The organism is Allobacillus halotolerans, from assembly GCF_018967645.1.
Taxonomy (GTDB): domain Bacteria; phylum Bacillota; class Bacilli; order Bacillales; family Alkalibacillaceae; genus Allobacillus; species Allobacillus halotolerans.
The window spans coordinates 151,389-172,804 of the sequence record NZ_JAHLZF010000003.1; the positions used below are offsets into that span (position 1 = coordinate 151,389).

Annotated in this window: 25 protein-coding genes; 24 read left to right on the forward strand and 1 reads right to left on the reverse strand. The window is 40.5% G+C overall.

Annotation, left to right across the window (positions count from 1 at the left end; genetic code table 11):
- Positions 1-12 precede the first annotated feature (12 nt).
- The 8 genes from tmk to rsmI all read left to right on the forward strand — a co-directional run bounded on the left by tmk (position 13) and on the right by rsmI (position 5,712).
- A complete protein-coding gene (gene tmk / locus KQ486_RS03680; protein ID WP_216686830.1) occupies positions 13-645 on the forward strand; it encodes a dTMP kinase in 633 nt (210 codons plus the stop codon).
- A 71-nt stretch (positions 646-716) separates the two neighbouring features.
- On the forward strand, positions 717-1,046 hold the full coding sequence (darA, locus tag KQ486_RS03685) for a cyclic di-AMP receptor DarA (protein WP_216686831.1): 330 nt from the start codon (positions 717-719) through the stop codon (positions 1,044-1,046).
- A gap of 29 nt (positions 1,047-1,075) precedes the next feature.
- Complete coding sequence (locus tag KQ486_RS03690; protein WP_144163321.1) at positions 1,076-1,516, forward strand: YaaR family protein; 441 nt, start codon at positions 1,076-1,078, stop codon at positions 1,514-1,516.
- Positions 1,517-1,546: 30 nt separating this feature from the next.
- Positions 1,547-2,533: a DNA polymerase III subunit delta' gene (gene holB, locus KQ486_RS03695; protein WP_311379178.1), complete on the forward strand. Its 987-nt coding sequence runs from the start codon at positions 1,547-1,549 to the stop codon at positions 2,531-2,533.
- Positions 2,534-2,540: 7 nt separating this feature from the next.
- Positions 2,541-3,371, forward strand: coding sequence for a PSP1 domain-containing protein (locus KQ486_RS03700; protein ID WP_144163319.1), 831 nt, complete (start codon positions 2,541-2,543; stop codon positions 3,369-3,371).
- Between the two features lie 25 nt (positions 3,372-3,396).
- The gene (gene yabA / locus KQ486_RS03705) at positions 3,397-3,723 is read left to right on the forward strand and encodes a DNA replication initiation control protein YabA (RefSeq protein WP_246569185.1); all 327 of its coding nucleotides are present in this window, start codon (positions 3,397-3,399) and stop codon (positions 3,721-3,723) included.
- Between the two features lie 347 nt (positions 3,724-4,070).
- Complete coding sequence (locus KQ486_RS03710) at positions 4,071-4,862, forward strand: tRNA1(Val) (adenine(37)-N6)-methyltransferase (protein ID WP_216686832.1); 792 nt, start codon at positions 4,071-4,073, stop codon at positions 4,860-4,862.
- Entirely contained in the window at positions 4,831-5,712 is an 882-nt protein-coding gene (gene rsmI, locus KQ486_RS03715) for a 16S rRNA (cytidine(1402)-2'-O)-methyltransferase (RefSeq protein ID WP_144163317.1), read from the forward strand. Before KQ486_RS03710 ends, rsmI begins: the two co-directional genes overlap by 32 nt.
- Before the next feature lie 115 nt (positions 5,713-5,827).
- Here rsmI and abrB read toward each other — a convergent pair whose 3' ends face one another.
- Positions 5,828-6,109 carry a transition state genes transcriptional regulator AbrB gene (gene abrB / locus KQ486_RS03720; protein ID WP_144163316.1) on the reverse strand — a complete coding sequence of 94 codons (282 nt, stop codon included), beginning with the start codon at positions 6,107-6,109 and terminating at the stop codon, positions 5,828-5,830.
- 293 nt (positions 6,110-6,402) lie between these two features.
- Here abrB and metG point away from each other — a divergent pair, with 293 nt between their 5' ends.
- The 16 genes from metG (at position 6,403) to KQ486_RS03800 (ending at position 21,342) form a co-directional block, all read left to right on the forward strand.
- A complete protein-coding gene (gene metG, locus KQ486_RS03725) occupies positions 6,403-8,367 on the forward strand; it encodes a methionine--tRNA ligase (protein ID WP_216686833.1) in 1,965 nt (654 codons plus the stop codon).
- Positions 8,368-8,397: 30 nt separating this feature from the next.
- A complete protein-coding gene (locus KQ486_RS03730) occupies positions 8,398-9,165 on the forward strand; it encodes a TatD family hydrolase (RefSeq protein WP_216686834.1) in 768 nt (255 codons plus the stop codon).
- A 320-nt stretch (positions 9,166-9,485) separates the two neighbouring features.
- A complete protein-coding gene (locus KQ486_RS03735; RefSeq protein WP_216686835.1) occupies positions 9,486-10,730 on the forward strand; it encodes a G5 and 3D domain-containing protein in 1,245 nt (414 codons plus the stop codon).
- A 424-nt stretch (positions 10,731-11,154) separates the two neighbouring features.
- Entirely contained in the window at positions 11,155-11,736 is a 582-nt protein-coding gene (gene rnmV / locus KQ486_RS03740) for a ribonuclease M5 (protein ID WP_144163312.1), read from the forward strand.
- Positions 11,733-12,611 (forward strand): 16S rRNA (adenine(1518)-N(6)/adenine(1519)-N(6))-dimethyltransferase RsmA, encoded by an 879-nt coding sequence (rsmA, locus tag KQ486_RS03745; RefSeq protein ID WP_216686836.1) that lies wholly within the window; start codon positions 11,733-11,735, stop codon positions 12,609-12,611. The genes rnmV and rsmA overlap by 4 nt, the downstream gene beginning before the upstream one ends.
- Positions 12,612-12,670: 59 nt before the next feature.
- A complete protein-coding gene (gene yabG, locus KQ486_RS03750; RefSeq protein ID WP_144163310.1) occupies positions 12,671-13,558 on the forward strand; it encodes a sporulation peptidase YabG in 888 nt (295 codons plus the stop codon).
- 171 nt (positions 13,559-13,729) lie between these two features.
- Positions 13,730-13,984 carry a biofilm formation stimulator Veg gene (gene veg, locus KQ486_RS03755; RefSeq protein ID WP_144089361.1) on the forward strand — a complete coding sequence of 85 codons (255 nt, stop codon included), beginning with the start codon at positions 13,730-13,732 and terminating at the stop codon, positions 13,982-13,984.
- Positions 13,985-14,200: 216 nt separating this feature from the next.
- Complete coding sequence (locus KQ486_RS03760) at positions 14,201-14,377, forward strand: small, acid-soluble spore protein, alpha/beta type (protein WP_144163309.1); 177 nt, start codon at positions 14,201-14,203, stop codon at positions 14,375-14,377.
- 229 nt (positions 14,378-14,606) lie between these two features.
- Positions 14,607-15,458, forward strand: coding sequence for a 4-(cytidine 5'-diphospho)-2-C-methyl-D-erythritol kinase (ispE, locus tag KQ486_RS03765; protein WP_144163308.1), 852 nt, complete (start codon positions 14,607-14,609; stop codon positions 15,456-15,458).
- 95 nt (positions 15,459-15,553) lie between these two features.
- On the forward strand, positions 15,554-16,366 hold the full coding sequence (gene purR, locus KQ486_RS03770) for a pur operon repressor (RefSeq protein WP_144163307.1): 813 nt from the start codon (positions 15,554-15,556) through the stop codon (positions 16,364-16,366).
- Positions 16,367-16,739: 373 nt separating this feature from the next.
- Complete coding sequence (gene spoVG, locus KQ486_RS03775) at positions 16,740-17,027, forward strand: septation regulator SpoVG (protein ID WP_144089365.1); 288 nt, start codon at positions 16,740-16,742, stop codon at positions 17,025-17,027.
- 154 nt (positions 17,028-17,181) lie between these two features.
- On the forward strand, positions 17,182-18,552 hold the full coding sequence (glmU, locus tag KQ486_RS03780) for a bifunctional UDP-N-acetylglucosamine diphosphorylase/glucosamine-1-phosphate N-acetyltransferase GlmU (RefSeq protein WP_216686837.1): 1,371 nt from the start codon (positions 17,182-17,184) through the stop codon (positions 18,550-18,552).
- 18 nt (positions 18,553-18,570) lie between these two features.
- Positions 18,571-19,524 carry a ribose-phosphate diphosphokinase gene (locus KQ486_RS03785; protein WP_144163305.1) on the forward strand — a complete coding sequence of 318 codons (954 nt, stop codon included), beginning with the start codon at positions 18,571-18,573 and terminating at the stop codon, positions 19,522-19,524.
- A 104-nt stretch (positions 19,525-19,628) separates the two neighbouring features.
- Positions 19,629-20,267, forward strand: a complete 639-nt coding sequence (locus KQ486_RS03790; RefSeq protein WP_144163304.1) for a 50S ribosomal protein L25/general stress protein Ctc — start codon at positions 19,629-19,631, stop codon at positions 20,265-20,267.
- 204 nt (positions 20,268-20,471) lie between these two features.
- Positions 20,472-21,029 (forward strand): aminoacyl-tRNA hydrolase, encoded by a 558-nt coding sequence (pth, locus tag KQ486_RS03795; protein ID WP_144163303.1) that lies wholly within the window; start codon positions 20,472-20,474, stop codon positions 21,027-21,029.
- A gap of 85 nt (positions 21,030-21,114) precedes the next feature.
- Positions 21,115-21,342 carry an anti-sigma-F factor Fin gene (locus KQ486_RS03800; protein ID WP_144163302.1) on the forward strand — a complete coding sequence of 76 codons (228 nt, stop codon included), beginning with the start codon at positions 21,115-21,117 and terminating at the stop codon, positions 21,340-21,342.
- Positions 21,343-21,416 lie beyond the last annotated feature (74 nt).

Here is a 21,416-nt window from a genome sequence, read left to right on the forward strand (position 1 = left end):
GAGTTTATGTGCGTGAGTGGATTATTTATTACATTTGAAGGCGTTGAAGGAGCAGGAAAAACGACTGCTCTTTCCTATATACATAACCAATTGACTGAAGCGGGCTATCAAGTGATTCGTACACGTGAGCCTGGAGGAATCGAAATTGCCGAGAAGATTCGGGATGTCATTTTAAATCCAGAACATACAGCAATGGAAGCTCGGACCGAAGCATTACTGTATGCTGCAGCTCGAAGACAACATTTGGTCGAGCGCGTTCTGCCAGCCCTGGAAGAAGGGAAAATCGTCCTTTGCGATCGGTTTATCGATAGTAGTCTTGCTTATCAAGGCTATGCGAGAGGGCTTGGTATTGATGAAGTATATGAAATGAACCGGTTTGCCATTGGAGATGCGATGCCTGATTTAACCATTTTATTTCGAATTGATCCTGTCGAAGGATTAAAACGGATTGCTGCAAATAAAGATCGCGAGCAGAACCGATTGGACTTGGAAAAAATTGATTTTCATCAAAAAGTTTTTGATGCTTATGAGCAATTGATCGATCGTTTTCCGAATCGTATTCAACCAATTGATGCCAGTCAACCGGTTGAAGCTGTTCAAAATGAATGCTTAAACCTGATAAAAAACCAATTAAATATACATTAAAAGTATTTACGAGTGATAAACTGGCTTAAAGCTTGTTATAATGATAGAAAAGGATCTAAAGGAGGTTAAGGATGAAACTAGTCCTTGCTGTAGTCCAAGACAAAGATGTGAATCGTTTACAAGAAGCTTTATCGGAGAAAGAGTTCAAGACGACGAAGTTAGCATCAAGTGGTGGCTTTTTGAAAGAAGGAAACACGACGTTAATGATCGGTTGTGAGGACGATCAAGTCGAAGTGGCGCTTGAGATTATCCGAGATAATTGCAGTCAGCGTGAACAAATGGTTGCGCCAATTTCGCCGATGGGTGGAAATGCAGATTCCTATATTCCACGACCTGTACAAGTGGAAGTTGGCGGGGCAACTGTCTTTGTATTACCTGTAGATGCGTTTCATAAATTTTAATTGCCTCATGTAAAGGTAGGTAAATCGTTATGAAGATCACTCAAGATCTCCAACCTAAAATCGATACGGCTCAAACTAAACGTGTGAATACTTCACAACCTTCGCAAGCTTTTTTATCGATGGTTGGACAAGAACGAGATAAACTACAAGGAGAGCAGCTGACAAAGTTTCTCAACCAAATTCAAGCACAAGGTGAGAAAATCGCGAAATTCCGTTCGTTTAAAGACTTAGCTAAATATAAACGAATGATTCATGAATTTATCGACGAAGCTGTCAAGCATGGGTTAACGTTGAAGCAGTCGAGAAGCTGGGACCTGGCGGGTGGAAATCGACAGCTTACATTAGTCGAACAAATCGATGAGAAGCTGATGAACTTAACCGACCAGCTTTTAGATCAAGAAAAAGACTCTCTCGATTTGTTGAAGGTAATCGGTGAGATTAAAGGATTGCTAGTAAACATATACGCTTAAAATTGATTTCAGATAGATAGGATGGGCATGATGAACTGGTCAGTACTAGGCGAAAAACAACCTGTCGCAACAAAAATGTTGCAAAACAGTATTCAAAAAAACCGAATAGCACATGCCTATTTGTTTCATGGGCCTAGAGGGACTGGCAAACGGGAGGCCAGTCTTTTATTTGCTATGCGCTATTTTTGTGAAAGACCGCAAGAAAATGAAGAGCCTTGCGGTGAGTGTGTGGCTTGCAAACGAATTCAATCGGGAAACCATCCGGATGTACATTGGATTAAGCCAGATGGCCAATCCATCAAAAAAGAACAAATTGAGTTTCTGCAAAAAGAATTTACCTATTCGAGTTTTGAGTCCGATTCAAAGATTTATATTGTTGAAAAAGCAGATAAAATGACCGTTAACGCAGCCAATCGGTTACTTAAATTTTTGGAAGAACCAAGCAGGCGAACGTTAGCCATTCTTTTGACAGAGCAGGTTGACGCGTTGCTGGATACGATTTTATCCCGCTGCCAACGCATTCATTTTTACCCACTCGCACAAGAAGCTTATTTGAAGCAGTTACGTGAGGAAGGACTTAGTGAAGCAAATGCACGATTGGCATCAGCGCTGCAGTTTGATTTAACTGAGGCGAAAGAACTGCAAAGCGATGAGTGGTTTGCGAATAGCCGAAAAATAGTGGTACAATTAATGGATAGGATTGTCCAATCAAATGAGGAATCCTACATATATTTCCATCAAACATGGATGCAACATTTCGATGGCCGGGTGCAGCATGAAAAAGGGCTTGATTTGTTGCTTGTATGGTTGAAGGATCTCGTTTATTTACACTTAGATGAAAAGGAACAACTCGTCTTCATTGACCAATTGGATCGACTGGAACAGCAACAAGCTCATTTGCCGCTACAGCGAATCAAAGCGGCGATTTATGAAGTGTTGCAAACGAAGAGAAGATTGGCGATGAATGTCCATCCAACATTGGCAATGGAGCAATTAATCCTCAAAATGGAGAGGTGAATATAGATTGATTGAAATTATTGGTGTCCGCTTCAAAAAAGCGGGTAAAATATATTACTTCGATCCAGGTGACTTGGCGATTACAACGGATCATCATGTAATCGTAGAAACCGTTCGCGGAATCGAATACGGTGACGTCGTCATTGCGAATAAGCGTGTCGACGAGGAAGATGTCGTTCTTCCACTAAAGAAGGTCATTCGGATTGCTGATGAGCACGACCATCAGACAGTGATGGAGAATCAACAGCAGACGGAGGAAGCTTTTGAACTGTGTGCTCGTAAAATTAATGAGCACGAGCTCGATATGAATTTGGTCGATGTGGAGTTCACCTTCGACCGGAACAAAATTATCTTTTACTTTACAGCAGATGGCCGTGTTGATTTCAGACACTTGGTCAAAGACTTGGCATCGGTATTCAAAACGCGAATCGAGCTACGACAAATCGGCGTGCGCGATGAAGCGAAAATGTTAGGTGGAATAGGACCTTGTGGCCGAATGCTTTGCTGTTCTACCTTTTTGGGAGACTTTGAGCCCGTTTCCATCAAAATGGCGAAAGATCAAAACCTTTCATTGAATCCGGCGAAAATCTCTGGATTATGCGGTCGACTAATGTGTTGCTTAAAATATGAGAATGATATGTATGAGGATGCAAAACGCGAGCTTCCGGATATCGGAGAGCGATTAAACACTGCACAAGGTAAAGGGAAAGTAGTTGGACTCAATATGCTTGAACGACTTGTCCAAGTTGAATTGACTGAATTGGAACGGGTTGTCGAATATACCATCGACGAACTGATTGAAGAGGGGGCCCTTTCAGTTCCAGCTGTTAAACAATGAGGTGGGTAACGTGAACAAAAAAGAAATGTTAGAGCATTTCTCTAGCTTTGAAAAAAAGTTTACCGATTTACAAGAGGATTTGGTGAAATTAAAAACCAATCTCGTGCAATTGGTTGAAGAGAATCACCAGTTGGCCCATGAAAACCACCATTTACGGCAACGTCTTGATGAGTTACGGAGTGACGGTGATTCCGAATCAGAAGAGGCAAATGGAGAAAACATACAAGCCGTAGGAGAAGGATATGACAATTTAGCACGGATCTATGAGGAAGGTTTTCACATCTGTCATGTCTATTTTGGTACGCCAAGAGGCGAAAAAGATTGTATATTCTGTTTGAAATTTTTTGAGTGAACCAGTGAAACATCCTTTGTTGTGAAAACGACGGAGGGTGTTTTTCTTCAATCAGAATCTCTTCGGAGCCGCTGATAAATCGGATGGACCCGTCGAATAAACATCCGAAGCCGTCGAAAAATCAGATGGAGCCGCTGAAAAATCACTCGAAGCCGTCGAAAAGCCACTCGGAGCCGTCGATAAACCAAATCAAGCCGTCGTATAATCAGCTCGAGCCGTTGAATCAGCCTTCTCTCCAATTAAAAAAGCAAAAGGGATGGCGTCCTAGCCTTAGTGGATTATGAAATTTAACAAATTATGAAGCAATAAAACATTAAATCATAGCAACGAAGAAACGAGGAAAGTTTATGGTGGCACTTAAAGGTGATGAACGTATAGATTATTTGCTAGCTGACCAAGAACGTCGGATTATTCAAAGCCCGACTGTATTCTCATTTTCAATTGATGCCGTATTGCTGGCCAATTTCACTTATTTACCGATAAAGAAGGGGAAAATACTTGATTTGTGTACAGGTAATGCAGTCATCCCTTTATTTTTATCGAAAAGAAGCCAGGCGTCCATTTATGGATTGGAGATTCAAGAGCGGATTTTTGATATGGCTAAGCGGAATGTGGAAATGAATCATCTTGAAGAACAAATTCAGCCCGTCAAGGGTGATTTAAAAGAGCTTCCTCCAGAACTTGCCAATCAGCGGTTTGATGTTGTAACATGCAATCCACCTTATTTCCGTACGGATGATGGACAGAAAAAAATAAACGAAAATGAATTTCTCGCCTATGCAAGACATGAAATACTATGCAACTTAGACGATGTATTAAAAGCTTGCAGCTCCCTCGTCCGCTCGAAGGGAAAAGTTTCACTTGTTCACCGACCACAGCGTGTGGCAGATTTAATAACGATCGGCAAAAAGTACAATCTCGAGCCAAAACGACTACAGTTTGTTCATCCAAAAAAGGGTCGTGAAGCAAATATTGTGTTGATTGAGTATTCCAAGGATGGTAAACCGGATTTGGATGTCTTGCCACCGATTTATATTCATGATGAAGATGGTCATTATACAGGAGAGGTTGCAAAGATTTTATACGGTGAAGAGGGGAGCCGATTTCATGGTCGACGTCCAGAAGAGTTTTCAGAATGAAGCGGAAGCGAAGTTATATTTAGTGCCGACACCAATTGGCAATTTGGATGATATTACGTATCGGGCATTGTCAACGTTACAGAAAGTTTCTTATATTGCCTGTGAAGATACGCGCCAGACAAAGAAGCTATTGAATCATTTCGAGATTCACAAACCATTGATCAGCTACCATGAATATAGCAATCGTCAAAAAGAAGACGAGCTCATGTCAAAGTTGCGTGAAGGCCATTCGATTGCCCTTGTCAGTGATGCAGGAATGCCCGTTGTGTCAGATCCAGGTTTTGGACTGATCCAACGAGCGAGAGAAGAGCAAGTTGATGTCGTGAGCCTTCCGGGAGCCAACGCGGCGCTTGTCGCTTTGGTTGCTTCAGGCCTGCCCGCGAATACATTTACGTTTTATGGATTTCTGCCTAAAAAGAAAAAGGAAATTACTGAGATATTGGCTAGCCTTGATCAGATCAAGCAAACGGTGATTTTTTATGAGTCACCATATCGTATTAAACAAACGGTTGAAGTCATGGCGGAATGGTATCATCCAGAGCGTGAAATTGTTTTAGCGAGGGAGCTAACGAAAAAATTTGAAGAATATGTACGGGGTACAATTAATGACGTAAAAGAATTCATCGACGAAGGCAATGCAACGTTAAAAGGAGAGTTCGTTTTACTTGTTGGTCCTCGCGGAGAGGATTCTTCTGAGGATTTTTGGTGGAAAAGTTTAAGTTTGATTGAACATGTCGAGACTTATATCCAGAAGGGATCTTCTTCAAAGGATGCGATCAAGCAAACAGCAATCGATCGTTCCATCCCTAAACGAGAGGTGTACCAAGCATATCATGTAGGCAATTCGTAAAAACGACGGGCGAATTTTTGTATGGCAAGAAACACATGCACATAAGCTTATGAATTTCTTGGGAAAAATAAATAGACTGCAGCTAATCGCTACAGTCTATGATGTATTCATAGATTTATTTACTATCAAACTTTTTGTTAATCTCAGAGATCAATTGATCGGCGCCTTCACGACTTAATACAATAGAGCCGTCGCCAACAGTGATATTGTCATTGGAAACATCACCAGTGATTGCACATGCCATGTTTGGTTTGTATTTTTTCAAGATGATTTGATCGTCATCCACGTAAATCTCAAGCGCGTCTTTAATGTTTATGTCTAGAGTACGACGCAATTCAATTGGAATAACGACTCTACCAAGCTCGTCAACCTTTCTTACAATACCTGTTGATTTCATTGTTTTTCTCTCTCCTCTCGATCATAATATAAGATTCGCTATCTTATGACATTAATGTACCACTATTATTTTTAACAGTCAATTAAGTAAAGGAAAAATTGGCAGAAAATGTTTTGCGCAATCTTACCTGTTTCTGTGTGGAAATTAAACTATTAAATGGGTACAATAATATCTAGTTGATATTTTACCAAACAACTGTTAAATAGAGAACATTTTTTTGCAATTTAAAAAAATTTGTCATATTCATGTTAACATTTTATGAAAAAGCTATAGTAAAAACAGGAGGTTCCAGGATGCCAGAAGAAAAAAATACGTTTTATATAACAACACCTATTTATTATCCAAGTGGCAATTTGCATATTGGTCACGCATATACGACCGTTGCGGCTGATGCGATTGCTCGATACAAACGCCTTCGCGGTTATGAAGTCATGTTCTTGACAGGGACAGATGAACACGGACAAAAGATTCAACGAAAAGCAGAAGAAAAAGGTGTCGAACCGATCAAGTACGTCGATGAGATTGTATCCGGCATCCAAAAACTTTGGAGTCAATTGGACATTTCTCATGATGATTTCATTCGAACAACGGAGAAACGCCATAAAGAAATTGTCGAAAAAATATTCGATCAGCTGTATCAACAAGGAGATATTTATTTAGATCAATATGAAGGTTGGTATTGTACTCCTTGTGAATCTTTCTTTACGGAACGTCAACTGGATGATGGAAAATGCCCTGATTGTGGACGTCCGGTTGAGAAAGTGAAAGAAGAATCTTATTTCTTTAAGATGAGTAAATACGCCGATCGTTTGGTTGAATTTTACGAAGAAAACCCTGAATTTATCCAACCTGAAAGCCGAAAAAATGAAATGTTAAATAACTTCATTAAACCAGGTCTTGAAGACTTGGCGGTCTCCAGAACGACATTTGATTGGGGAGTTCGCGTGCCAGGAGATCCGAAACACGTTATTTACGTATGGATCGACGCGCTGTCCAACTATATTACGACATTGGGTTATGGAACGGATCATGATGAACGTTTTCAAAAATTCTGGCCAGCGGATGTTCATTTAGTTGGAAAAGAGATCGTTCGTTTTCATACCATTTATTGGCCAATCATGCTCATGGCATTGGATTTGCCACTCCCTAAAAAAGTTTTTGCTCATGGATGGCTTTTAATGAAAGACGGAAAAATGTCCAAGTCCAAAGGAAATGTTGTCGACCCAGTTGATTTGATCGATCGCTATGGCCTGGATGCATTACGTTATTACTTGCTTCGTGAAGTGCCTTTTGGTTCAGACGGCGTTTTCACACCGGAAGCTTTCGTAGAACGTACAAATTATGATCTGGCAAATGATCTTGGAAATCTATTGAACCGCACTGTTGCAATGATCAACAAATATTTCAATGGTGAGATTCAAACGATTCAGTTAAATGAAACAGAATATGACCGAGAGTTAATGAACGTGGCTTCGACGACAAGAGAACAAGTGGAAGAGGCTTTGGAAAATATGCAATTTTCGGTTGCATTGTCCACACTTTGGCAGTTTATCAGCCGTACGAATAAGTATATCGATGAAAATGAACCTTGGGTATTGGCAAAAGATGATGCGAAAAAAGAACGGCTTGGAAATGTCATGGCTCACTTAGTCGAGTCACTTAGACAAATCGCCATTATGCTTCAACCATTTTTGACTTCTACGCCACAAAAGATTTTCAGTCAACTAGGTTTGGAGAAAGAAGAGCAGCAAAAATGGGAAAGCTTGCATACAATTGATGGCATTCCTGCTGGCACAATTGTCCAAAAAGGAAAGCCGATCTTCCCACGTCTAGATAATGAAGTAGAAGTACAAGCGATCAAAGACATGATGGCACCCCCAGCACCGAAAAAAGAAGAAACGAAAGAAGAACCGAAAGAGCAGGAGATCGCTCCTGAGGTAACCATTGATGATTTTCTAAAACTTGATTTCCGTGTCGGTGAAGTCATCGAGGCAGAACAAGTGAAAAAAGCAGATAAATTACTCAAATTGCGCGTGGACCTCGGCTATGAAAAACGTCAGGTCGTTTCGGGAATTGCTGAACACTATAAACCAGGTGAACTAGTTGGGAAAAAAGTGATTGTCGTTTCGAATTTAAAACCGGTCAAACTGCGCGGAGAGCTATCGCAAGGTATGATTTTAGCTGGAGAAGATGATGAAGGAATCCTCTCATTGGCTACGATCGATCAAACGTTACCAAATGGAACGCAAATTAACTAATTCGAACTGTTCAAATGAAAGGATGAGTCTGTGTTATTTGATACACATGTTCATTTAAATGCCGATCAATTTATGGAAGACCGTGATGAAGTCATCGAGCGAGCGAAAGAGGCAGGGGTGACTGAAATGGTTGTCGTCGGGTTCGACCGAAAAACCATACCATTAGCGATAGAAATCGCTGAAGCCTATCCGTTTATTTATGCAGCGGTCGGCTGGCATCCTGTTGATGCGATTGATATGACCGACGACGATCTAAAATGGATTGAAGAGCTTGCAGCACATGAAAAAGTCGTTGCTATTGGAGAGATGGGGCTCGATTACCATTGGGATAAATCGCCTGTAGACGTCCAAAAAGAAGTTTTCAGGAAACAAATTCGCCTTGCGAAGAAGCTTGCCATGCCAATCATTATTCATAATCGGGAAGCAACTGAAGATATTATCGAAATATTGAAGGATGAAAATGCACAAGAAATTGGCGGAATTATGCATTGTTTTAATGCCCCCGCTGAATATGCAACGGAATGTATCGATTTAAACTTCCATATTTCATTAGGTGGTCCAGTGACGTTTAAAAATGCAACCGATCCAAAAATCGTCGCCGAACAAGTACCACTTGATCGATTGTTGATTGAGACGGATTGTCCATTTTTGGCTCCACATCCGAACCGGGGTAAACGAAATGAACCTGCATACGTTTTATTAGTAGCAGAGAAAATCGCTGAAATTAAGCAAATGACCGTAGAAGAGATTGGTGAAGTGACACGGAATAATGCGAAGAAGTTATTTGGTATAGCTTAAGAATGGATTATTCAGAAGAAACGATCGCTAGTCAATGTTTGAAGCGCTAATTCAATGTTCTAAAACACACACCTAGGCATACAGTTTAAAATGAGCAATATTTAAACAATCGCCTAGGTGTGTTTTTTATCTAAAAGCTTAGTGTGAGGCTCATCGTTGATCGATTCTCTCTTATTTTTCAAGAGAAGAAAGATTTCAATTTGCAATTGATTCGCATCATCCAGTCAATGTTTCAGTATTGTAATGAATTTGTAATGTGGTTGTTCATTGACTTCCTTTTTGGGTATGCCTATAATCAATTGCGTATAGGAGGCTCGTTTATGAATGCTAAGAATTCAGCTCCAAAACGATTTGGCGTTAAAGGCATGGTCATTTTATCTTTAACAGTAGTTGCTATGGCCTCGTTATTTTTTATTGTCTATGAATCTATGAAAAAAGAAGTCACTGTCGTGGCCGATGAAGAAGAGTTTCATACGAACACAATGGCTAAAACAGTTGAGGACGTATTGAATGAACTGGGTCTTGAAAAGGACGCACATGACTATCTTTCTGAAGATCTCACAAAAGAAGTGGAAGATGGCATGGAAATTGAACTGGACTATGCCAACGAAGTGGTCGTCACAGTTGATGATGAAACTGAAACTTATCATACGTTAGCAGATACGGCAGATGAGTTTTTAGAAGAAGAGAATATCGAGATCAGTGAACATGATCACCTTTCTTTTGAATTAGAAGAAGAGTTAAGTGACGGTCGTCATTTAGCGATATCCAAAGCTTTTGAAGTCGTCATTAACGATGGCGGCGAGAAGAAAACTGTCATGACGACAGGCCAGACGATTCAATCGCTGCTTGCAAAAGAAGGGATTAAGCTGACGGATCATGATCAACTCAACATGGAGCCGACTAAAAAACTAGACTCCGAAGAAACCATTACGATTACTCGAGTTGACAAAGAGAGAAAAACATATGATGAAATCATTCCATACCATACAAAGACGGAAAACGACGATTCACTAGAAAAAGGAAAAACACGTGTCGTACAGCAAGGTAAAGAAGGAAAAAAAGTTCAAACCTTTGAAATCACGTATAAAAACGGTGAAGAGGTTTCCCGTGAACTAGTGAAGGAAGAGATCACGGAAGAAAGCCAAAGTCGAGTGGTTGCCCAAGGAACGAAGGAGCCACCGAAGCGAACTGTCGCGAAGAAATCATCTAATGTTCAACAAACATCCGCTAAGTCTGAGTCTAAGTCTAAAATTGAAACGAAAGATACAAAGCAAGAAACGGGCAAAACGATGGTTGTTCAGGCAACGGCCTATTCAACGAACAATCCGTCATTAGGAACACATACAGCAACAGGAATTGACTTACGTTCGAATCCAAAGGTTATCGCAGTTGACCCTAACGTCATCCCATTAGGTTCGAAAGTTTGGGTTGAAGGTTATGGGACGGCGATTGCTGGCGATACAGGTGGAGCGATTAACGGAAAGAAAATTGACATTCATTTTTCTTCTTATGAGAAAGCAAGATCATTCGGAAGAAAAACAGTCCGAATTAAAGTATATTAATAAAAAAACTCATGAAGTGGCTGGGACAAATCAAAGTTATAAACTCAGAAATACGAATAACAATCTAACTTAGCGTAGGAAATATACGGAGACTTCTGCGGTCAACTAAATACGGCCACGTCTTGTGGCCAACGTTGACACTAGCCCGTCCTGGGCGTCGGGAGCAAAAGCCTAGGTGAGACCCCGCAGTGCGAAGCACGAGGAGGCTCAACAGCTGCCCGCGATATAGAAGACACTGCGGTTTACCGCAGATGTCGCCTTATGCCCTATGGGTAAAAGCGGAGTATATTTCCGAAGCGGATATTTCCGTATCACTAAATTAGAACATTCGTATCTGAGTCAACTTTAAAAGTTTTGTCCCAGCCTCTTCATTTTTATGTGATGTTTTTTAGACTTACATATTTTTTATTCAGTGAGGGTTTATATGAAAATAAAAGAAGTAATTGTAGTTGAAGGCAGAGATGATACCGTTCGAATCAAATTGGCCGTCGATGCCGATACAATCGAAACGAATGGCTCTGCATTAAATCAACATACATTAGAGCAAATCAAACATGCTAAGGAAAAACGAGGAGTCATCGTTTTTACCGATCCAGACTATCCCGGAGAGCGACTCAGACGGTTGATTGATGCCTATATCCCTGGATGTAAGCATGCTTTTTTACCAAAGGAAAAAGCTAAGGCTAAGGGGAAAAGAAAAGGTTTAGGGATTGAGCATGCTCATATCGAGGATATTCAGCAAGCGCTAAAAGATGTTTATACGGTACGACAAGAAATGAAGGATTCAATTGATTGGCGACCGTATTTACTTCACTATGGCTTAATTGGTGGTCCTAAAGCAAAAGACCGACGAATGAAGCTCGGCAACCATTTAAAAATTGGCTATGCCAATGCCAAGCAATTGGAAAAACGATTGAGCATGTTTGCCATAGATGAATATCAGTTCGAAGCGGCAATGAAAGAAATTATTCAGAATGAAATCGATAAAGGATGGAACAATTCATGAGCAAACCGATTGCGACGTATTCCAGAACCAAAGAGATTATGGACAAGCATAAGCTATCCTTTAAGAAAAGTTTAGGCCAAAACTTCTTGATTGATGCCAATATTTTAAAGAAGATTGTTGATAAAGCCGGTGTAACTGATGATACGACAGTGATTGAAATCGGTCCAGGGATCGGTGCATTGACGGAGCAGTTGGCATTAAAAGCGAAAGAAGTTTTTGCCATTGAAATCGACCAGCGTTTTATTGGGGTATTAAACGATACATTGCAAGGCTTTCAAAATATCCAAGTGATGAACGAAGATATTTTGAAGGTGGATTTGAATGCGTTCATAGCCGAAAAGATGCCAGAAGCTTCTGATGTTCGCGTTGTAGCCAACCTACCATATTACATTACGACACCAATTTTAATGAAATTATTGATGGAAAACTCACCCATTCACTCCATAACCGTGATGATGCAAAAAGAAGTCGCGGCACGAATGGCAGCGAAGCCTAATTCTAAAGAATATGGATCATTGTCGATTGCCGTCCAATATTATACGACATCCAATGTAGTCATGACCGTTCCGAAGACTTGCTTCATCCCACAGCCGAACGTTGATTCAGCGATCTTACAATTGGTGAAACGTGACCGGCCTCCCGTTGAAGTGACCGATGAAGAGTTGTTCTTCGAAGTCGTTCAGAAAAGCTTTCAACAAAGAAGAAAGACGTTGAAAAATAACCTTCAAAAAGGTTTTCAAGACCGAGTTTCCAAAGAACAATTACAGAACGTGTTCAATCAAGCGGCAATCGAACCTTCGCGTCGAGGTGAATCTTTGTCGATGGAGGAATTCTCCACACTGACAAAATTCATGAAAGAAGCGTTAGAAGTGTAACAATTCATCTGCTCCCTCAATAGGATAGTCAGAGAGCCTATTACGAGGGAGAGACATCCATGAATCTTCAAAGAGGCGATATTGTCACAAGATACTCTTATGATCATGATTTATTGTTTCGCGTCCAATCGATCGATCAAGACCAAGTTCAATTATACGGTGAAAACTTTCGCCTTGAGGTCGATGCACCGATTGATGACTTGAAGATAGTCATTCAAGAAGAAAAAAAGCGTGTGGAACAATCAATCATTCATAAAGAGCATGAATCCTACAGACTGTTCAGACAGGATTACTATTTAAGGTCCTTCAGAGACCACTCACAGCCAATTTCCGTCAAAGATGCACCTAGGTTCCAAATATGCCCCAAAGTCCTTCACATGGATAGTGATGCGTTATTCTTGAAAAAGTGTGTACTTCTTTATAAGAAACTTGGGCTTCAAGTACATGGAGCGCATGTAAAAGAAAGCGAGATGCCGCATCAAGTGGCTGAATTGCTTGAAAAAGTTCAGCCGGACATTTTAGTTTTGACCGGCCATGACTCTTATTCAAAGCAAAAAGGAGAAGAAGTGGATTTGCGTGCATATCGTAATAGCCGCTATTTTGTTGAAGCGGTACGTGCCGCAAGAAAAAAGGTTTCCCACCTAGATCAGCTCGTGATTTTTGCAGGCGCTTGTCAATCCCACTTTGAGTCATTAATTCGAGCTGGAGCGAACTTTGCCAGCTCACCGACGCGAATCAATATCCATGCATTAGATCCTGTATATGTAGCAGCCAAAGTTGGTTATACACCTTTTATGGAAAAAGTAGATATTTACGACGTCATCGAAAAGACCGTTACGCAAGAAAAAGGAATCGGTGGATTGGAGACGAGAGGTCTTTTTCGAACTGGGTTACCATATATGAAAAAATTACCTAAAACACATGAAAAAGCCAACACAGATGAATAAAACAAGAACCCCCAACGGAATTTCTGATGCATGAATTTGGCTAAATGGGAAATGTTAAAATATAGTTCGTAAATTTATGTTGACACCATGGCTGGAATGTTGATATAATTAAATACTTTTTGACTTCCAAGCCATTTTGTGTTAAGATAGCACTTAGTGAGGTGGAGTCGTATGGGAAAAACTTTGGCTGAAATTAAACAAGCTTTGGATGTTAAGATCGGGCAGCAATTAACATTGAAAGCAAACGGTGGTCGACGCAAAACGATTGAGCGGTTTGGCGTATTGGCAGAAACGTACCCATCTGTTTTTATCGTTGAGCTAGACCAGGATGAGCATTCTTTTGAAAGAGTCTCTTACAGCTATGCAGACGTACTTACAGAAACCGTAGAGATTACCTTCACAGATGAAGTCAGTAAAATGGCTTAACGGAGAGCAAGCATAAGAGGTCCTGCAGCAATTGACTGTGGGACCTCTTATGTTTACGCGGACTAGTTTTGAAAATCGTCCTCCAGCTATCCCCCCCTCAAGTGATTGTCTCTCATGAAATTCAATGATGATATCACCAATAATTACATGTCTTATGTTTCCGGAAATACATATACTAAGCCTGTCGTAAATAAAACCGAAAAGGAGTTGTGATCATTGAGTAGACGAAAAGGCATCATGTCTGATCGCTTGAAAGAGGAGATCGCAAAGGAAATGGGGATTTACGACACGGTTCAAAAAGAAGGATGGGGAGGCATCAAGTCTCGCGATGCCGGTAACATGGTAAAGCGAGCGATTGAAATGGCTGAGGAGAACACGAAAAACAAATTGTAAATTTTCTCCTCCGACTGCATGTCCCCCTAATGATTGCATCGGTCACGGTTCAGTTGAACTGTGGCCGATTTTCTATGTCGGCCACATTCAAAATGGGAGCTTGAAATCTTAAAGTTACATAACATGAATCATCTAAAAAAACTGAATAAAATCATTTGCTCTTTTTCTTTATAAATGGTTTCTTGTATGTGATACAATCAAAGAAATTAATGATGCAGAAGGTGAAACAATGATTTTTGAAAAAGCGCCGGCGAAGATCAATTTAACGCTAGACGTTTTATATAAACGAGACGATGGGTATCACGAAATTGAAATGATTATGACATCCATTGACCTTGCAGACCGACTCACGTTTGAGAAAACAAACGATCCGTCCATCACGATTGTTTCCGAAAAAAGATACGTACCAAATGATCAACGAAACCTTGCTTATCAAGGGGTTGCCTTGATGCGAGAAAAATTCGGGATTCAATCAGGTGTGAAAATAACGATTGATAAACAAATACCTGTTGCTGCAGGGCTTGCTGGCGGAAGTAGTGATGCAGCAGCTGCACTAAGAGGCATGAATCGGTTGTTCAATCTTGGGCAGAGCACTGAACAGCTTCAAAAGATCGGTGAGGAAATTGGCTCCGATGTACCGTTTTGTGTGTCGGGAAAAACAGCAATTGCGAGAGGGAGGGGAGAGAAGCTATCCACTTTACCGTCTCCCCCGCCTTGTTGGGTTGTGCTCGCAAAACCAAATATCGGCGTATCGACAAAAGATGTATACGGAAACGTGAATGTAGATCAGATCGAGCATCCGGATACAGAGTCAATGGCTAATGCTCTTCGCAAGAAAGATTTCCAATCGTTATGTAACCATCTAGAAAATGTATTGGAACCAATTACGGTCGCCATGCATCAAGAAGTTCATCAAATAAAGACATTTATGCAAAAGCAAGGTTTGGAAGGTGTGTTAATGAGTGGTAGTGGACCGACTGTATACGGATTGACCGAGCATCTTTCGAAAGCTGAACGGACCGTAAATGGGTTAAGGGGCTTTTGCCAAGAAGTTTATTTAGTCCGTGCCTTAACGGATTAACTATATACCGTTAAAATACCCAGTAATCCTAGTAAACCCAAACATTAAGTGATATATTATTAATTAATATTCGGCAATAAAAAGGTGGAAAGGTAATGAGACGAAGCGAACGACTGGTGGCGATGACTGACTACTTCAAAGAAAACCCTTATACACATATTTCTTTGCCTTTTTTCGTGCAATGGTTTGAAGCGGCAAAATCATCGATCAGTGAGGATTTGGATATTATTGACGCCATGTTTGATCAATTAGGAATTGGACGGCTGCAAACATCGGCTGGTGCAGCCGGAGGGGTTCAATACATTCCGGATTATCACATGGACTTAAGTAAAAAGAAGATTGATGATATTATTGAACTTTTAGAAGATCCTAAACGAATCTTGCCTGGCGGGTACATTTATATGAGTGATCTGCTCGGTGATCTTAAACAACTACGCATTATCGGGAAAATGTTTGGCGCAGCATTCAAAGCGTATGATGTCGATTACGTCGTTACGGTTGCGACGAAAGGGATTCCGCTCGCGTACGCTGTTGCAGATGTATTAAGAGTTCCTGTTGTCATTATTAGACGAGATCCGAAAGTGACGGAAGGTTCGACCGTGAGTATCAATTATGTGTCTGGCTCTTCTAGAAAAATTCAGACGATGGTTTTATCGAAACGGAGCATTCAAGAGAACTCGAATGTAATCCTTCTAGATGATTTCATGAAAGCAGGAGGCACCATTCATGGCATGGTTAGCCTGATGAATGAATTTAATGCAACCGTCAAAGGAATCGGGGTATTGGCGGAGGCTGAAGATGATGAAGAAGACCGTCGCGTGGATGATTATATCTCCCTGTTGAAATTTCAAGAAGTCAATGAGCGTGAAGGCCGTATTCAAGTTGTCCGTGGGAATTACTTTGAATAATCGTTTATAGAAGTTCATAAAAGACAACTGGGTTGTTGGTAACATATAGAGGCTAGGACAAATCAAAGTGATAAACTCACAAACATGAATAACAATCTAACTTAGCGCAGTATATTTTCGAAGCGGGTATTTCCAGCACACTAAAATAGAATGTTCGTATCTGAGTCAACTTTAAAGATTTTGTCCCAGCCTCGTAAGTAGTTTCCATCCATGCAATAATTTTTTAAATTATTTTTAATAAAAAGAAGGATTTATCGATAGAATGTTGAATTGACAATAATAAGTCGTATTCTTTGTTTAAAAAGAATGGAGAAACCGATCAAGCTTACGGATCTCTCGTAAGCGCAGTTTTCATTAAAGGTGGTGATACATAATGCAAGTTACCGACGTAAGATTACGCCGCGTGAACACTGATGGTCGTATGCGTGCAATCGCTTCCATTACATTGGACGATGAATTTGTCGTCCATGATATCCGTGTGATCGACGGAAACAATGGTTTGTTCGTTGCTATGCCAAGTAAACGTACACCAGATGGAGAGTTTAGAGATATCGCGCATCCAATCAACTCAGATACACGAGGTAAAATTCAAGATGCTGTATTGGAAGAATACCATCGTGTTGGAGAAGAATCTGAGCTTGAAGAAGCAGGAGCTTCCTAAAAAAGAGTTGAATAAGAAGTCTATTCATGAAGTAAATGAATAGGCTTCTTTTTTGTTGATGGAAAAGAAGTTGTTGGAACTTCTTGTCATCAGTTGCAACGACTTTTTATTTAAGATATATTCATAATGTATGCCTATGTATGGAGGGGAAATTATGGCGAATAGATATGCTGTCGTGTTGGCAGCGGGAAAAGGAACACGCATGAAATCGAAGTTATATAAAGTGCTGCACCCCGTTTGTGGGAAGCCGATGGTCGAGCATGTTGTCGATCAGCTGGATGAGTTGCAGTTAAACCAACTGATTACTGTAGTAGGCCATGGAGCTGAAAAAGTTAAAGAACAGCTGGGAAGCCGTAGTGAATATGCACTGCAGGAGGAACAGCTTGGAACAGGTCATGCGGTCCAAATGGCCGAGCCATTCATTGGGAATAATGAAGGAACGACCGTTGTCGTTTGTGGAGATACCCCGCTACTGACAGCAGAGACATTGAAGCAATTAATGCAACATCATGAGAAAGAACAATCCGCCGTAACTGTGTTGACGACTGAACTTGAAAATCCATCAGGATATGGTCGTATTGTACGTAATGAATCAAATGAAGTAGCCAAAATTGTTGAAGATAAAGATGCAACTGATGAAGAAAAACAACTGACTGAGATCAATACCGGTACGTATTGTTTCGATAATAAAATGTTGTTCGAAGCGTTAAAGAATGTATCCAACTCGAATGCGCAAGGTGAGTATTATTTGCCTGATGTATTAGAGATTGCTAAAGATGAAGGAAAAAAGGTGACTGCATACTTAACTCCTGACGATAAAGAAACGATTGGAGTCAATGATCGTTTGGCGCTTTCCAAAGCAGAAAAACTGATGCAGAAGCGAATTAACGAAAAACATATGAAAAACGGTGTGACGTTAATTGACCCCGATCAGACATATATTGGCCCTGATGTCATAATTGAACCGGATGTCGTCATCGAACCAGGTTGTCGGATTCAAGGGAAAACGACGATTCAATCCGATGTTTATGTCGGGTTAAACAGTGAGATCATCGACTGTGAGATTGGTGAAGGCACGGAGATTCACCAAAGTGTACTGAAAGAAAGTAAGGTTGGCCGCCAAGTAAAAGTTGGCCCGTTCGCACATATTCGTCCAGAGAGTACGCTCCAGGATGATGTAAAAGTCGGTAACTTTGTGGAAATCAAGAAAACGACGATGGGACAGAATAGTAAAGCTTCCCATTTATCGTATCTTGGTGATGCAGAAATCGGCGATGATGTGAATGTTGGTTGTGGTTCAATTACCGTCAATTATGATGGAAAAAGCAAACATAAAACAATTATAGAAGATGGCGTATTTATCGGGTGTAATTCGAATTTAGTTGCACCGGTTACACTAAAAGAAGGGTCCTATGTGGCTGCTGGCTCAACGATTACGAAAGACATCCCTGAGAAAGCATTGTCTATAGCCCGTGCACGTCAAGTAAATAAAGAAGGTTACGTTGAGCGTTTAAATAAAAAATAATTGGTTGGAGGTTTCAATATGACTCGTCAATATCAAGATGAATTTTTAAAGGTGTTCTCATTAAATTCAAACCCGAAGCTTGCTGAGGAAATTGCTGATCATATCGGTGTGGAATTAGGTAAAAGTTCTGTGAAGCGCTTCAGTGATGGTGAAGTACAAATCAATATCGAAGAAAGTGTGCGGGGCTGTGATGTATACGTTGTACAGTCGACTTCCAACCCGGTAAATGAGCATTTAATGGAGTTATTGATTATGATTGACGCATTAAAACGTGCTTCCGCTCGTACAATCAATGTTGTCACACCATATTATGGCTATGCAAGACAAGATCGAAAAGCAAGATCCCGTGAACCGATCACCGCAAAATTGGTCGCCGATTTAATTGAAAAAGCAGGTGCCGATCGACTGATTACATTGGACTTTCATGCGGCTCAAATTCAAGGTTTCTTTGATATTCCAATTGATCACCTATTCGGCATGCCGATTTTAAGTCAATATTTTGAAGAAAAGCAACTGCAAGATGTCGTCGTTGTCTCTCCAGATCATGGGGGCGTAACACGTGCAAGACAGCTAGCCGACCGTTTGAAAGCACCGATTGCAATTATTGATAAAAGACGTCCACAACCGAACGTGGCAGAGGTCATGAACATTGTAGGTGAAGTTGAAGGCAAAACAGCGATTTTAATCGATGATATCATCGATACAGCGGGAACCATTACATTGGCAGCTGACGCTATGTTGGATAGCGGTGCGAAGGAAGTTTACGCATGCTGTACGCATCCGGTATTATCCGGTCCGGCAAATGACCGAATTGATCAGTCACCAATCAAGGAATTGATTGTGACGAATACAATTCCATTGACTGAGCAAATTACTTCAAACAAAATCAAACAACTTTCTGTTGGTGAGTTAATTGCGGAATCGATTAAGCGTGTACACGAGCACCGTTCAATCAGTACATTATTTAACTAAGGTTTCATTCAAATAAGCTAAAATTTTAAAAAAGCTGTCTAAAAGGTTATAATAGAGAAGAATACAAATATACTGGAAATTATTTATGGAGGAAGTGAAAAATTATGGCTGCAACAATCGAAGGTAAAGCAAGAACAGATTTACGTATTTCCAATACAAAAAAATTGAGAGGCGAAGGTCAAATCCCAGGCGTTTTATATGGAAAAGGGAAAGAGCCTGTTAATATTTCTGTAGATGGAATCGATTTAATCAAAAAGGTACGTGAAGAAGGTAGGAACGCTGTATTCTCTGTTAAATTAGATAATGGGAATGCTTATGATGCCATGTTATATGATTATCAACAAGATTCAATCAAAGGCGAATTGACGCATGTTGATTTCTATATGGTGGACATGTCTCAAGAAGTAGATGTGGAAGTTTCCATCAACCTTGACGGAGAAGCGATTGGTGAAAAAGACGGTGGTGTCAGACAGCAACCAATGCATGTCTTGAATATTCGTTCGACTCCAGGAAATATTCCTGAAGAGATCTTGATCGATATTTCTGAGTTAAACATTGGCGATGTCATCACTGTTGGCGATCTTAAAGGTGATAAAAACTACGAGATCATGGACGACGATGAAACGACCATCATTACGATCTTACCACCACAGCAAGAGGAAGTTGAAACAGAAGATGATGGCGAGGAGCCAGCAGAACCAGAATTGGTTGATGCTAAAGATGATGAAGAGGAAGAAAAATAAGTCCGTCTTCATAGCATGAATGAAACAGATCGGAGCACGATATGGCGCTTCGATCTGTTTTCATGTTGCATTTTTTTCAATTAGACTGGCATGGCACGAAGCTTCTCAGGGTAAACTTGAATAAGATGGTATGGCCCATTGAGGGTAGGATAATCGCTGTTTAACGATTGTTAGTCGATGGACAAAAAGGAGATAAAGACAGTCATGAAATGTATTGTTGGGTTAGGGAATCCAGGCTTAAAGTATAAGCATACAAGACATAATATCGGATTTGACGTGATTGATTACTTGGTGAAGCAGAATGGCTGGAAGCTTAAAAAAGGGAAGTTTGAAGCCCATTATGCTGTTGAAAACTGGCAAGGAGAAAAGGTGCTCATACTTAAACCACAAACCTTTATGAATCTATCCGGCCAATCCGTCAGACAGGCAATGGATTTTTACGAGATCGATCCTAAGAACTTGCTTGTCATTTACGACGACTTGGATCTTCCGGCGGGTAAAATCCGTCTTAGACATACAGGAGGCCATGGTGGTCACAATGGTATGAGGAATATTATCGAGCATCTTGGGGTAAAGGAATTTAACCGAGTCCGTTTTGGAATCGGCAGACCTGACACAAATATCGATATCGTCCATTATGTGCTCAGTAAATTTTCCAAACAAGAAAAGGAAACGATCAACTCATCCATCGTGAAAACTTATGATGCTTGTGAAGCATGGATGGATACGGCATTTCCGGAAGTGATGAATCAGTTTAATTAAAAACCGTTTGAAGACTTACCGACAGAATAAATTTGCTTCTTCTTGGAAAAGCTAGTCACTAGCTTATGATGAGGAGGAGATATCGATGGCGATTCAGATGACATGTCGGCATTGTGGAGAATCTATGGGTGAGTTGAAAGAGCATCCGCGTGTATTCGATTTATTGAATCAAGAGTTATCAACAGAGGAATCGAATCATATGATGAAAGAAAATCAGCAAGGTGATTTGATGCTACAATTGGTTTGCGAAACATGTGAAGAAACACTCACGCAGAACCCGGGTTTATTTGAAAATGATAATTTTATTCACTAAGCTTTGGTACACGCCAAAGCATTTTTCCATTCAATGAATCCGAAGAGGGACGTATCGAGCTAGGGGGAGAGCAG

Excerpts from the sequence above, each read along its gene's own strand:
- KQ486_RS03735 (WP_216686835.1), top strand. The coding sequence starts at position 9,486 with ATGAATGCTAAGAATTCAGCTCCAAAACGATTTGGCGTTAAAGGCATG.
- ispE (WP_144163308.1), top strand. The coding sequence starts at position 14,607 with ATGATTTTTGAAAAAGCGCCGGCGAAGATCAATTTAACGCTAGACGTT.
- rsmA (WP_216686836.1), top strand. The coding sequence starts at position 11,733 with ATGAGCAAACCGATTGCGACGTATTCCAGAACCAAAGAGATTATGGAC.
- yabG (WP_144163310.1), top strand. The coding sequence starts at position 12,671 with ATGAATCTTCAAAGAGGCGATATTGTCACAAGATACTCTTATGATCAT.
- abrB (WP_144163316.1), bottom strand. The coding sequence starts at position 6,109 with ATGAAATCAACAGGTATTGTAAGAAAGGTTGACGAGCTTGGTAGAGTC.
- rnmV (WP_144163312.1), top strand. The coding sequence starts at position 11,155 with ATGAAAATAAAAGAAGTAATTGTAGTTGAAGGCAGAGATGATACCGTT.
- holB (WP_311379178.1), top strand. The coding sequence starts at position 1,547 with ATGAACTGGTCAGTACTAGGCGAAAAACAACCTGTCGCAACAAAAATG.
- metG (WP_216686833.1), top strand. The coding sequence starts at position 6,403 with ATGCCAGAAGAAAAAAATACGTTTTATATAACAACACCTATTTATTAT.
- KQ486_RS03790 (WP_144163304.1), top strand. The coding sequence starts at position 19,629 with ATGGCTGCAACAATCGAAGGTAAAGCAAGAACAGATTTACGTATTTCC.
- KQ486_RS03800 (WP_144163302.1), top strand. The coding sequence starts at position 21,115 with ATGGCGATTCAGATGACATGTCGGCATTGTGGAGAATCTATGGGTGAG.
- purR (WP_144163307.1), top strand. The coding sequence starts at position 15,554 with ATGAGACGAAGCGAACGACTGGTGGCGATGACTGACTACTTCAAAGAA.
- KQ486_RS03690 (WP_144163321.1), top strand. The coding sequence starts at position 1,076 with ATGAAGATCACTCAAGATCTCCAACCTAAAATCGATACGGCTCAAACT.
- KQ486_RS03785 (WP_144163305.1), top strand. The coding sequence starts at position 18,571 with ATGACTCGTCAATATCAAGATGAATTTTTAAAGGTGTTCTCATTAAAT.
- spoVG (WP_144089365.1), top strand. The coding sequence starts at position 16,740 with ATGCAAGTTACCGACGTAAGATTACGCCGCGTGAACACTGATGGTCGT.
- veg (WP_144089361.1), top strand. The coding sequence starts at position 13,730 with ATGGGAAAAACTTTGGCTGAAATTAAACAAGCTTTGGATGTTAAGATC.
- glmU (WP_216686837.1), top strand. The coding sequence starts at position 17,182 with ATGGCGAATAGATATGCTGTCGTGTTGGCAGCGGGAAAAGGAACACGC.
- rsmI (WP_144163317.1), top strand. The coding sequence starts at position 4,831 with ATGGTCGACGTCCAGAAGAGTTTTCAGAATGAAGCGGAAGCGAAGTTA.
- yabA (WP_246569185.1), top strand. The coding sequence starts at position 3,397 with ATGTTAGAGCATTTCTCTAGCTTTGAAAAAAAGTTTACCGATTTACAA.
- KQ486_RS03710 (WP_216686832.1), top strand. The coding sequence starts at position 4,071 with ATGGTGGCACTTAAAGGTGATGAACGTATAGATTATTTGCTAGCTGAC.
- darA (WP_216686831.1), top strand. The coding sequence starts at position 717 with ATGAAACTAGTCCTTGCTGTAGTCCAAGACAAAGATGTGAATCGTTTA.
- pth (WP_144163303.1), top strand. The coding sequence starts at position 20,472 with ATGAAATGTATTGTTGGGTTAGGGAATCCAGGCTTAAAGTATAAGCAT.